The sequence below is a fragment of the Meiothermus hypogaeus genome (assembly GCF_003574035.1).
In the GTDB taxonomy this organism is placed as follows: domain Bacteria; phylum Deinococcota; class Deinococci; order Deinococcales; family Thermaceae; genus Meiothermus; species Meiothermus hypogaeus.
Genome location: NZ_QWKY01000032.1, coordinates 23,903 through 35,997, shown reverse-complemented (window position 1 = coordinate 35,997; position 12,095 = coordinate 23,903). Strand labels below are relative to the sequence as shown.

General features: G+C 59.5%; 10 protein-coding genes, 1 tRNA gene and 1 CRISPR repeat array. Of the genes, 3 read left to right on the top strand and 8 right to left on the bottom strand.

Annotated elements, in window-relative coordinates; all coding sequences use genetic code 11:
- Positions 1–328 precede the first annotated feature (328 nt).
- The 6 genes from Mhypo_RS18120 to Mhypo_RS09715 form a co-directional block, all read right to left on the bottom strand.
- Entirely contained in the window at positions 329–505 is a 177-nt protein-coding gene (locus Mhypo_RS18120; RefSeq protein WP_170148266.1) for a hypothetical protein, read from the bottom strand.
- A 15-nt stretch (positions 506–520) separates the two neighbouring features.
- On the bottom strand, positions 521–733 hold the full coding sequence (locus tag Mhypo_RS09735; protein WP_119341098.1) for a hypothetical protein: 213 nt from the start codon (positions 731–733) through the stop codon (positions 521–523).
- Between the two features lie 177 nt (positions 734–910).
- Positions 911–1,165, bottom strand: coding sequence for a hypothetical protein (locus tag Mhypo_RS09730; RefSeq protein ID WP_119341097.1), 255 nt, complete (start codon positions 1,163–1,165; stop codon positions 911–913).
- Complete coding sequence (locus Mhypo_RS09725) at positions 1,162–1,758, bottom strand: hypothetical protein (RefSeq protein ID WP_170148265.1); 597 nt, start codon at positions 1,756–1,758, stop codon at positions 1,162–1,164. The genes Mhypo_RS09730 and Mhypo_RS09725 overlap by 4 nt, the downstream gene beginning before the upstream one ends.
- Positions 1,759–2,003: 245 nt before the next feature.
- Positions 2,004–2,264 carry a hypothetical protein gene (locus tag Mhypo_RS09720; protein ID WP_119341095.1) on the bottom strand — a complete coding sequence of 87 codons (261 nt, stop codon included), beginning with the start codon at positions 2,262–2,264 and terminating at the stop codon, positions 2,004–2,006.
- Positions 2,265–2,454: 190 nt separating this feature from the next.
- Positions 2,455–2,540, bottom strand: a tRNA-Leu gene (locus Mhypo_RS09715).
- A 188-nt stretch (positions 2,541–2,728) separates the two neighbouring features.
- Between Mhypo_RS09715 and hypF the strand changes: the two genes are divergently transcribed.
- Together hypF and Mhypo_RS09705 are read left to right on the top strand one after the other, a co-directional pair.
- Entirely contained in the window at positions 2,729–5,020 is a 2,292-nt protein-coding gene (hypF, locus tag Mhypo_RS09710) for a carbamoyltransferase HypF (protein ID WP_206074911.1), read from the top strand.
- Positions 5,021–5,201: 181 nt separating this feature from the next.
- Positions 5,202–7,183: direct repeats of the CRISPR family, unit length 37 nt; unit sequence GTTTCAATCCTCACTCGAGCTTTCGCCCGAGTGCAAC.
- A 479-nt stretch (positions 7,184–7,662) separates the two neighbouring features.
- Positions 7,663–9,279 (top strand): tetratricopeptide repeat protein, encoded by a 1,617-nt coding sequence (locus Mhypo_RS09705; RefSeq protein WP_240637184.1) that lies wholly within the window; start codon positions 7,663–7,665, stop codon positions 9,277–9,279.
- Between the two features lie 108 nt (positions 9,280–9,387).
- On the opposite strand, the gene rpmE is transcribed toward Mhypo_RS09705, so the two are convergent.
- The gene (rpmE, locus tag Mhypo_RS09700; protein WP_119341094.1) at positions 9,388–9,615 is read right to left on the bottom strand and encodes a 50S ribosomal protein L31; all 228 of its coding nucleotides are present in this window, start codon (positions 9,613–9,615) and stop codon (positions 9,388–9,390) included.
- Positions 9,616–9,710: 95 nt separating this feature from the next.
- Between rpmE and aroH the strand changes: the two genes are divergently transcribed.
- On the top strand, positions 9,711–10,079 hold the full coding sequence (aroH, locus tag Mhypo_RS09695; protein WP_119341093.1) for a chorismate mutase: 369 nt from the start codon (positions 9,711–9,713) through the stop codon (positions 10,077–10,079).
- Positions 10,080–10,158: 79 nt separating this feature from the next.
- Here the strand turns inward: aroH and metG are convergent, their stop codons facing one another.
- Positions 10,159–12,066, bottom strand: coding sequence for a methionine--tRNA ligase (gene metG, locus Mhypo_RS09690; RefSeq protein ID WP_119341092.1), 1,908 nt, complete (start codon positions 12,064–12,066; stop codon positions 10,159–10,161).
- Positions 12,067–12,095: the final 29 nt, after the last annotated feature.

Sequence of the window (12,095 nt, the reverse complement as noted above, 5' to 3'; positions counted from 1 at the left end):
CCGGAGCGAGCGCTAAGGCCCTGGTCCGTTCGCGGTTCTTCTCCTACAGCCCCGTCACACCTTTCCACGCCGTCCGACACGGCGCTTTCCCTACTGCAGCCTAGTTGCCTAAATCCAGGACACACCCAGGGTCAGCTTCTTGCAGCAGCCAGTCACGAGCACCGGGAGCGTCGCCACCTGCGGCCACAGCCTCACGGTTGATCCGACGGTACTCGGCTAGCGTCCATCTACCCAAGGTCTTTAACTGCTCGACCTCTGCGGCAAGCTGGCGCATCCGAACCCAATCGATTTTTGTTAGCGTAGCAGCCATGTCAGTCCCTCACACCCATCATTTTGTGGGCCTGCTCATCAAACTGTGCGTTTGGGCAAACGACTCGAGTTCACCTTTGGCGGCAGCCATCATCTGACGGGCCACGCTTTCCGGCACCTCGAGTTCTTCGACGAGGTAATCCACTCCGTCTTCAAATTCAAACGCAGAAAGATCTAGCTTAGGGACCTCAACCATCCCAACCTCAGCCCATTAAATCATCCGGGCGATACGTTTTTTAGGCGATGCCAGCTCAGGCTTGGTCTTCCCGCCCCGAGCCCGACTTACTTCCTGCCAAGCTGCCCCTTCGGAGTAACCGAACACCTCCACCAAAACCGCAACGGCTTCTTCCTCGGTGAGATCGGGGTCAGCGGCGTCGAAGACCCGCTTCGGGTCCCAAGTGGCCTTTACTTGCGTCTTAGCCATCCTCGCTCCTCAAAAATACGCTCGAGCGCCTGAGCAATCGGCTCAAAGTCGTCATCTAATGGCCCCGGCCTCGGCCTCGGAAAAGCCCAGTCGCACCAGGTATTGGTAATGCTCCTGGGGCGCAGCGACTTTCCATTCCTCGAAGCTCTCCGACATGGCGGTCTTGGGTTAAGGCGCTTACAGGCGCTCGAGTTCGGGACCCCGTTCGACCCGAACGTACTCGCCGTACCACTCACGGGGCGAATGCACCAGCAGGGGCTCGAGCTCGTCCCCCTCGTCCCCCACCGCCTCCAGGAATTGAGGCCACAACCGGTCAAACGCCGCCCGGTCCCACCTGCCCGCAGCACGAAGCTCCTCTACCTCAAGGTAAAGCTTTTTGAGCCGCTCGAAGTCGGCCTTTTGGGGGCGTGGGCGGTTATGGGCAAGGGTCATGGTAAACCCAACTCCTCTCGTACCTTTCTGATCATAGCATAGCCAACAGGGTCATGCCTTTGGAGCAGGTCACGTTCGTAGGTATATGCCGCGAAACACTCCGCGAAATACTCCTTGGTGCCCACCGAGGCGCGGAACGTGAGCGGTGTGCCCAGTTTAGCAGCTTCTATAACAGCGCCTTCAAGTGGGGTGGCGAAGATTTTTCGGCTGAACACGTGGTGTGCTAGTTCATGGATCAAGCTGCGTTGGATGGCCGCTAAAAGGGTAGGGGCCAAAGCGGATACGGTGGGAGTTGCCCCCAATTTGAACGGCTGGGCAAAGGTCCGTTCGCTCCTGCGCGCATTGATCCACAACTCCTGCGTCTGCTCGTCATACTCCCCGTTAATTTGGCGGCCCCCTACTACCTGGACCCTTACCACATCCAACCGAGCCAGAGGGTGTTCTCGCAAAAACCCTTCCAGCCCTGCGGTGTTGATGGCGCGGAATACCTGTTTGGTCTTGCTACGTGACAACACGCTGCTGGAGGCGAGAACGTGCACGCCAATTTGAATTTGCTCCTGTTCCACGCCCTTCAGCGTACCCACGAGCACCATCCTCACCACCGTACACCGGCAGTTCACCACCTCCCCCGCCGGAGCCCCCAGGCTGCGGTCACCGGGATAACGCAGCCTCGAGCCTGCCGGAGTGAGGAAGGGCTCCCCGATGGGCACCGTCGCCCCGTCCATGCGGCGGTGGTCGAAGCGCGACGAGCCGGGGTGAACGCGGGTCAGGTCGGTTCACGCGAACCAGGCCCAGGTGCGCTCGCGGCACGTTGTCGATTCCGCCTCCTGACAGTTTTTCACGTAGTCGTCCACCACCAGCACCCCGCCCACGGCGTAGCCGGTGAGGGCCCGCCGATAGCGGTAGCCACCACCCCGCCCCCCTGCCCCGTGTACCAGCGCTCCAGAGACTCACTCTTGGGCGTGAGCTCCACCTGGTGCGCCAGCAAGGCCGCCCAGTACATCTGGTCGCGGGCGAACTGGGCGGCGTAGGTCACATACGCATGACGGCGTGTAGGGTCGTGCAGCAGCCGCCAGATGAGCGCGTGCAACACCACCATAAACTTGCCGTGCTGGTGTGCTGACCTCGACCCACACCTGCTAGCGATCGGCCCGCTCGCGGGCAGATACCATTGGTTCGAGGTGGCGGGGAGGGCTCGAGGTGCTGCTGGGAGAGGCAAATGCAAACATCCTGCAAGCAGGCCCAAAAGTTTGAACCAGGCACAACCTTAAATATTGGTGTTCTGAGCATGGTGCCGGGAATGGGACTCGAACCCACACGCCCTTGCGGGCAACGGATTTTAAGTCCGTAGCGTCTACCATTCCGCCATCCCGGCAGACCCGCTCTTTAGTTTATCGTCCGCTTTTATTCTGACAAGACCGGGGCATCCAAGCAGATGTTCGCAGGCTGGCTTTGCTTCGCTTTGGGAATGCACCCCCAGAGAGCTGGAAGAGTTGGAACCCCCTCGAGCCCGGCGTAAACTAGCAACGAAGCTTCGCTTGCCCTAGTTCAGGAGTAGCAACAGTGCCAGACCCCCTCGACCAACCCCACCTGCAAACGCTGCGCCTGCGGGTGCGCGGGGTGGTGCAGGGCGTGGGTTTTCGCCCCTTTGTGTTTCGGCTGGCCCAGGCGCTGGGGCTTTCGGGCTGGGTACGCAACGACCTCGAGGGGGTGCTCATCGAGGCTTCGGCCACGCCCGAGGTCTTATCGAGTTTTGTGCAAGCCCTGCGCGAACAGGCCCCACCTGCTGCCCGGATCGAGCGCATTGACCTTGTTGAGCGACGTTCGGGCGGCTTGCCCCCCGGCTTCACCATTATTCAGAGTGCAGCCAGCGGGCCCATCACCACCCTCATCTCCCCCGACCTGACCCTCTGTGAAGATTGCTTGCAGGAGCTGTTCGACCCCGCAAATCGCCGTTACCTGTACCCTTACATCAACTGCACCAACTGCGGCCCGCGTTACAGCATCATCCAGCAACTGCCCTACGACCGCCCCCACACCACCATGCGGGCTTTTGAGATGTGCCCGGACTGCGCCGCCGAGTACCACGACCCCACCAATCGCCGCTTTCACGCCCAGCCCATCGCCTGCCCGGTGTGTGGCCCGCAGGTGCATCTGCGGAACGCCAGGATGGAACCCATTGCGTCCAGACACCCGGCCATTGCAGAAGCCGCACGGCTCCTGCGCGAGGGCCAGATTCTGGCCATCAAAGGGCTGGGGGGCTACCACCTGGCCTGTGACGCAACCAACCCACAAGCAGTCGAGACACTGAGAACCCGCAAAAAGCGCCGCGCCAAGCCATTCGCGCTCATGGCAAAGGACACCGAAGCCCTGCGCGGCCATGTCTTGTTAGACGAGGCGGCTTTGCACCTGCTGAAGAGCCTCGAGCGCCCCATAGTACTACTCCCCAAGGGCCCGGTTCCCCTACCCGAAGCCCTCGCGCCCGGCAGCCCCGACCTGGGCCTTATGCTGCCCTACACCCCCCTACAGCACCTGCTCTTTGCCGAGGGTGCCCCTCCCCTACTGGTCATGACCAGCGCCAACCGCTCGGGCGAACCCATGGTCTACCGCGACGAAGACTTGCGTTTTCTAGAGGGCCTGGCCGATTTTTTCCTGGTGGGCGAGCGGCCCATCGCCCGCCGGGTAGACGACTCCATTGCAGCGCTGGCCGATGGCAAGCCCATGCTTTTGCGCCGGGCTCGAGGCTTTGCCCCCGCCCCCATTCTGCGTTCGGAGCGTTTTCAACGACCCATCCTGGCCCTGGGAGCCCAGCTCAAAAACGCCATTGCTCTGTGCAGCGGGGGCCAGGTATTCGTGAGCCAGCACATCGGCGACCTGGATGAACTGGAAGCCCGCCTGGCCTTCCAGCAAACCGTCCGAGATCTAACGCAGATGTTCCAGGTGAGCCTGGAGCAAGCCCTGGTTGTGCACGATCTGCACCCCGACTACCCCTCTACCCAGTACGCCGCAGAACTCCCCGGCCCCAAGCAAGCCGTGCAGCACCACCAGGCCCACATCGCCTCGGTGCTGGCCGAGCACCAGCGTTGGGACGAAACAGTGCTGGGCTTTGCCTTCGATGGCGCCGGACTGGGCCTGGATGGGGCCATCTGGGGTGGGGAGGTACTTTATGGCTCTTTGAACCAGGGCTTCAAGCGGGTGGCCCATCTGCACTACGCCCCCCTGCCGGGCGGTGACGCTGCAGCCACATTCCCGCCCCAGGCCGCAGTAGGTTTTTTAAGGGATCTTTCGGGCTGGGAGACCCTGCTACCGGAACAAGCCGTACAACAAGGAAAAAGTTTGCTACGTTCCAGGCTGCCCATTCCCCTCACCAGCAGCATGGGACGTTTGTTCGATACGGCAGCCGCTTTGCTGGGCTTCCATACCCGGCAAGATTTCGAGGGGCAGGCCGCCATGTGGTTAGAAAAACTGGCCCGCACTTGCCCAGCCCCTTCAAAGTACCGTTTTTCGCTTCCGCTTTTGCAAGAAGAGTTGCTCGAGTGGGACTATCGACCCTTGCTCGAGGGCCTCCTCCTTGATCTGAAGAAAGGTGCTCCAAAAGAACAGGTTGCCTGGCAGTTTCACGCTGCTTTGGCCACCTCCGTAGTAGACGCCGCGCGTACCTTGCGCAAGCGCTATGTTTACTCCACCGTTGTTCTTTCAGGGGGGGTGTGGCAAAATCGCCTGCTTCACGGCCTAGCCTTGGCAGGACTACAGGCGCAGGGTCTAGAGGTCTGCTGGAATCGAGCGGTACCACCGGGCGATGGTGGAATAGCCCTGGGGCAGTTAGCCCTGGCCCAGACGCTACAAAAGCCCTAAGCAGGACTTTTTTCCCTATTCAACAGCATTTACATGCTGTAGAAATGAGTCAACCCACCTAGTGGGGGTAAAGAAGCGCTTGTGGGTTCCCCTCCCTAGCCCACAAGCGTTACTTTTTGTGTGCTCGAGCTTTCGCCCGAGTGCAACAGTACGAAAAGGATGGCGAGAAGAAGATCCGCTGGTTTCAATCCTCACTCGAGCTTTCGCCCGAGTGCAACGCAATCTTTTTCAACAAGCGGGTGGGCGAATACATCGTTTCAATCCTCACTCGAGCTTTCGCCCGAGTGCAACGCAGGCGTCAGCGGTAGGACTTGTAGTCCTGAGTGAGTTTCAATCCTCACTCGAGCTTTCGCCCGAGTGCAACGCCTTCGACGTGTACCGAATCCTCGAACATGGCGGCGTTTCAATCCTCACTCGAGCTTTCGCCCGAGTGCAACCGGATTCGGCGGCGCAAGCCAGGTTCCGAACGAGGGTTTCAATCCTCACTCGAGCTTTCGCCCGAGTGCAACCTCCTGCGCCTGATAGAGGCCCAGCCAGCCTCTGGGTTTCAATCCTCACTCGAGCTTTCGCGCGAGTGCAACTCAACAAGCGTGCTTGGGCAGGCTTCAAAGTAGACGTTTCAATCCTCACTCGAGCTTTCGCGCGAGTGCAACATGGGATGTTGGGGATTTTCCAGGTGCGGAGGTTTCAATCCTCACTCGAGCTTTCGCGCGAGTGCAACCCTGGGTGGGCATGTGCATTTCAGCTTCGTCAATGAGTTTCAATCCTCACTCGAGCTTTCGCGCGAGTGCAACGCACCCTGTGCTCGATTATGTGCTCATGGGCGGCGTTTCAATCCTCACTCGAGCTTTCGCCCGAGTGCAACCCACGCTCAGGATGTTGGCTGAGCGCGACCACGAAGTTTCAATCCTCACTCGAGCTTTCGCCCGAGTGCAACACAATGACGCCGTGCGAACATTGCCCCCCGATGTTTCAATCCTCACTCGAGCTTTCGCCCGAGTGCAACACGCCTGGTTAGGGCATAGAGGTGCGCCAACATCAAGTTTCAATCCTCACTCGAGCTTTCGCCCGAGTGCAACCCAGCACCGCTGTGGCTGTGGCCACTGCCGAGCCGAGTTTCAATCCTCACTCGAGCTTTCGCCCGAGTGCAACGCGCGAACCCGGAGCGGGCAAGCGGTGCTGGCTCGTTTCAATCCTCACTCGAGCTTTCGCCCGAGTGCAACGCAGGAGCTACACGTAGACGATGAAAACGAAAATGTTTCAATCCTCACTCGAGCTTTCGCCCGAGTGCAACGCGTGGCCACCCTCCTGAGCCCCAACGAGATCGTGTTTCAATCCTCACTCGAGCTTTCGCCCGAGTGCAACGCAAGTTCGTTGAGGGCTTCTTCCAAGCTTTTCAAGTTTCAATCCTCACTCGAGCTTTCGCCCGAGTGCAACACGCTGTGGCGGGGAAAAGAGACACCGTTACCCCGGTTTCAATCCTCACTCGAGCTTTCGCCCGAGTGCAACGCTCAGGTCCAGGCCGGGAAGCTCCCGGAGCACCTCGTTTCAATCCTCACTCGAGCTTTCGCCCGAGTGCAACCTAGCCCTACTGGCGCACTAGCACTGGCGCTAGAACGTTTCAATCCTCACTCGAGCTTTCGCCCGAGTGCAACGTGGGGATTAGGCATACCGCCACCCCCGCACTTCGGTTTCAATCCTCACTCGAGCTTTCGCCCGAGTGCAACGGGCGGCCTTGACGCTGCTGTCTCGGGGTTGGAAAGGTTTCAATCCTCACTCGAGCTTTCGCCCGAGTGCAACTGTCATAGGCGTGACTCAGCAGAGGGTCACGCCGGTGTTTCAATCCTCACTCGAGCTTTCGCCCGAGTGCAACTCGCTCCCGAGATGGGGCTGTAGCTTATCTGTCTAAGGTTTCAATCCTCACTCGAGCTTTCGCCCGAGTGCAACCAGTGTGACCAGAGCCCGCCAGTCCGTGCCCGCATGTTTCAATCCTCACTCGAGCTTTCGCCCGAGTGCAACGAGCTTGGAGAGGTAACCATCACACTCGACATTGGTTTCAATCCTCACTCGAGCTTTCGCCCGAGTGCAACCATTACCATCTGTTGCTGAGTGAGTGGGTAGATAAGGTTTCAATCCTCACTCGAGCTTTCGCCCGAGTGCAACGGCCTCATTCTAGCGTGCGTGCTGGACAGGGTTCAAGGGGCCGTTTGCGCGAACCCCCGCAAAAAGGCCTCCGACGCAGGGTGGGGGAAGGTGAAGAAAAAACGAGTTTTCAATGTCCCCTAGCCGATTTCTCGGCTTGCGCGAACCCCCCTGGGTTTTGGTGCTTGCTTGGGGTTCGCGCAGATTCTTAGGGCATAGGTTACACCACCCTGCACAAACCGTGCAGGCCTCGGCCCAAGGCTGGGGGTATGAAAAAGAAACTTCATAACCCCGGCATCGAGGCTATCGGCTTTAAGCAAATCTCTTGGGTTGGAGCTATGGTTTTGCTGCTTTTGTTGCTTGTGACAGCACCACTGGCAGCAAAGCCGGTTCAACCCAGCCCCTTTGCTGACGGTGACCAGCCCAAGCTGGGTAGCGGAGGGTAGGGGCCAGGGGCATTTTTTGCTTCCTTGGCTGCATCGGAGCGGTAAGATATCGAGGTGTCTAGGCCGCTATCCAAAGAGTTTTGGTTAGGCTTGGAAGCCATGCTCGAGGCTGGGCACGATCAGCCCGCCTTGCAGCTCTTAAATAACGTTTTTGAACAGTGTCAGACCTACCAGCAGGCTTTGGATTTGCTGGAGCGATTGCGACGCCTGCCGTTGGCCTATAACCACAACCCCACCGCGGCGCGGCTCTATGTTCAAACCCTTTGCCGTGCCCGTCGGCCCGATGAAATCCTGCAATTTTTTTCCAATCACTCCCCAGAAGCCGCTCTTTGGGTATATCAGGCTTGGGCCCTGGTTCGGCTGGGGTGCTACCAAGAGGCCTTGCAAACCTTAGAAAACGCTACTCCGGCCACCGATATGGACTGGAGCATCTTCTATCGGAGCAAGGGCGAGGCACTGTTCTGGACAGGAGACCCTGGCTGGCTCGAGGTTTTCGACGGCTCGCGGGCCCACCTGCAAGGCACCGCTCTGGGGCGCATGCTGCTAGACCGGGGATGGTTCCTGAACCACCGAGGGCAGCGACCCGCGGCCCTGGTTTCTTGGGCCGAAGCTCTGGCTTACCTCGAGCGTGACCCCTACTACCTGGCCTGGGCCCACCACAGCCTGGGCTCTGCTCTTCTCCACGACCAACCCCACAAGGCCGAGCAGCACCTGCTGGAAGCCTATAGGGTTAGTCGCAAGGAGGCCGCCAGAGAGTTTCGGGCCCGGGCCCTGGTGGGCCTGGGCGCTGTGCGACGTAGCTTGGGGGAATGGGAACGTGCGCTGCACAGCTACCAGCGTGCCTTCAAGGAAGCTGGCGATACCCAGGATCGGCTCTTGGCGCTGTGGGGCTGGGGGCACACCCTGCGCCTGATGGGGCATGTGGAGCAAGCCTTTTCCAAACTAATTCAGGCTTGGGAACTCAAGCCCGAGGAATGGCTCGAGGCCGACCTGGCTGCTGTTCGACTGATGCTGGGCGAGCAAAAAAGTGTTGCGGAGAGTCTCCCGCGCCTCAGTGGTCTGTTGCAAGCGGGAAAGCTGGGCGAACGCGGCCAGATGGTGCTTAGGGTAGTAGAGGCCGAGCTGAGCCGGCTCCAGGGCTGCGAGCATCAAGCCCGAACCATCCTGACCGGCCTAAGTCCACAAAGCTTGTGGGTGCGAGAGGAACTGCTCTGCTTTCCGGCGCTGGCAAAGCAAGTGGGGCTAGACATCCAGCCAACGCCTTACCGGGTGGAGGTACAGCCTTTTGGGCGGCTCGAGGTGCGGGTAAATGGCCGCCGGGTACCCATTGCCGCCATAAGCAAGGCGGGTGAGCTACTGGTGTTTTTGCTGGTAAACGGCAACAAGGCCAGCCTGGAGTTGCTCCTAGACCGCCTGAGCGACCCTGCCAACAAAAACCCCCGCAAAGCACTCTGGGAAACAATCGAAAAACTACGCCGGGCTCTGGGCTGGAAGGACAGCGTGCAAAGCTGCGGCGGGGTCTACACCCTCGACCCCCGCGCCGAGTGGGTGTGCGACCTCGAGCCCCAAAGCTACCCCTTCCCCGGAGCTGAAGACCCTTCCCAAACCTTCATGGCCGGCTACTACAGCGAGTGGGTGGAAGAGTGGCGGCAGCAGTGGCTGGTGGTCTGATACTAGATTCGCTCCGGAAAGGGCGACGCGTTTTCACCGAACGACAGGGAGGGGGTGCTCTAAAAAAAACAGGCGAGCGACTGCCCGCCTGGCAGACCGCAGGGGCGATTATTGCTTCTTTGCGGCTTTCTTGCCGTAGGTGCCAGCAAACTTCTTTTGGAACTTCTCAACCCGACCTTCGGTGTCCACAAAACGCTGCTGTCCGGTCCAGAAGGGGTGGTTACCGCTCCATACCTCGACATGGATCTCGGGCTTGGTACTATAGGTTTGCATGATCACTTCGCCGTTGCAGATGATTTTGCAAGGCACCAGCTTGGGGTGAATTTTCTCTTTCATAGACTCTCCTGAGCACGGATTTTGCCGTGCTGTCAACTCATGCACTATAGCAGGTCTAGGCGGGAAGGGCAAGCTGGGATAAAATCGCGCACACGATGATGCGAGGGGTTCGAGGTGCCATAACAGTAGACGAGGATACCCGTGAGGCAATTCTGGGCGCTACGCGGGAACTACTGCAAAAGATGCTCGAGGTAAACCAGATCACCGATTTCGACACCATCGGGGCCATGTTCTTCACCCTGACCGACGACCTACGGGCCGCTTTCCCTGCCGAGGCCGCCCGGCAGCTCGGGATGCAGATGGTTCCGCTCATCAATTCCCGTGAAATTCCGGTGCCGGGTGCTTTGCCCAGGGTGATTCGGGTCATGATGCTCTGGAACACCGAGATCCCCCAAAAACAGGTCAAGCACGTGTATTTACGCGAGGCGGTGCGCTTGCGGCCCGACCTGGAAAGTGCGCAATAACGATCAGTGGGCGATGGTCAACAGTCCATAACCAGACATGTTTCCACCATCGGCTATAAACCATCGACTATCGGCTTTTTCAGCGTACCTTAGCCCCCGGTGGCAGGTCTTGTTCCGGGCTCACCACCACAATTTTACCCTCGGCGTCTTCGCCAGCCAGAATCATGCCCTGCGACTCCACCCCACGCAAAACAGCCGGTTTCAAGTTGGCCACCAGCACCAGTTTTTTGCCCACCAGGCTCTCGGGGGTGTAGTACTGGGCAATGCCCGAAACCACCTGGCGGGTGTGGTCGCCCACATTCAGGGTTAGCACCAGCAGCTTATCGGCCTTGGGGTGTTTTTCGGCCTTGATGACCTCGGCTACCCGGAAGTCCACCTTAGCAAACTCATCTATACCGATCTGCCCGTTGGCAGCTTGCTGTTCGGAGGAAGATGCGGCTTTCGACTTGGAGCCTTCGGCTTTGGGCGCCCCTACCTCGAGCTTGGGGAAAAGGATGGGCGCTTCCTGCGGAATCTGAGTACCCGCTGGTGAAAGCCCCCAGGTTTCGGTCTGGGCAATGGTGTAATCGCCGAGCCCCAGGGCTACCCGCAATTCCCGGGCCTTGGTCGGGAGTGCCGGCTCCAGTAACACACTGGCAATGCGTAACCCCTCCACTGCCGTGTAGAGCGCATCTTCTAGTTCTTTCTTGCGGCGCTCGTCGCGGGCCAGTTCCCAGGGTTTGGCGTCGTTGACGAACTTGTTGAGGCTCCGCACATACTGGAGAACCTCCTCTAAAGCCAGGTGAATCCGCAGGGCGTCCACCTCCTTGCGCACTTTTTCGGCCAGGGCCACGCCGGCTTTGGCAATTTCAGAATCGGACGCAGAGGGGGCGGGGATCACCCCCCCACAGTACTTCAGCAGCATGGTTCGTACCCGCGAAAGCAGGTTGCCCAGGTCGTTGGCCAGGTCGCTGTTAAGGCGCTGTACCACCACTTCCTCCCCGAAGGGGCTATCCGAGCCCAGGGTGGTATCGCGCAGCAGCGCATAGTGCACCGCATCCACCCCGAACTTGTCCAGCAGGGCCAGCGGGTCAATGGCGTTGCCCAGGCTCTTGCCCATCTTGCGCCCATCCATGGCCAGGATGTGTCCATGCACCACCAGGCGCTTGTAAATGGGCAGACCCGCACTTTTGAGCATGGTCGGCCAGAAGATGGCGTGGGGTTTGAGGATGTCCTTGCCGATCACGTGCCAGGCATGGGGCCAGAATTTTTCAAAAAGGCCCCGGCTCGCCAGCGAGGAAGCGTAGGCCAGAAGGGCATCGAACCACACATAGGTCACGTGGTGTTCGTCCCAGGGAATGGGGATGCCCCAGGGTACGCGGTCTTTGGGACGGGAGATGGACAGGTCGCCGATGGGCTCCTTGAGAATCTCCAGCACCTCGTTGCGGTAGGCTTGGGGCTGGATCAGCTCGGGGTGCTCGTGCAGGTACTCCACCAGCCAGGGGCGGTATTTCTCCATGCGAAAGAAGTAGTTGGCTTCTTTGCGCAGGATGGGCGGCTCCGAGTCGCCGGGCAGGATGCCGTTTACCAGCTCTTTCTCGGTTACGAAGCGTTCCGAGCCCACCGAGTAAAGCCCTTCGTACTCGGCATAGTAGATATCGCCGGCCTCGTAAACCTTGCGCAGTATTTCTTGCACATAGCGTTTGTGGCGCTCCGAGGTGGTGCGAATATAGTCGTCGTAGCTGATCAGCAGGCGCTTATAGGCAGGCTGGAAAAGCTGCTCTGAGACATAATCGACAAAGGCCTGGGGTTCCTGACCGGCATTCTTTGCTGCACGCGCTATTTTTTCGCCGTGCTCGTCGGTGCCGGTCACGAAGTTGGTCTCGTAGCCATCCAGGCGGTGAAAGCGGGCCAGAAAGTCGCAGATGATTTTTTCGTAGACGTGGCCGATGTGGGGCGCCGCATTGGCGTAGTCTATGGCGGCGGTCTCGTAAAAGATTTTGCTCACGGGTTACTCCTTCTTGGGGTTTTTGAGCT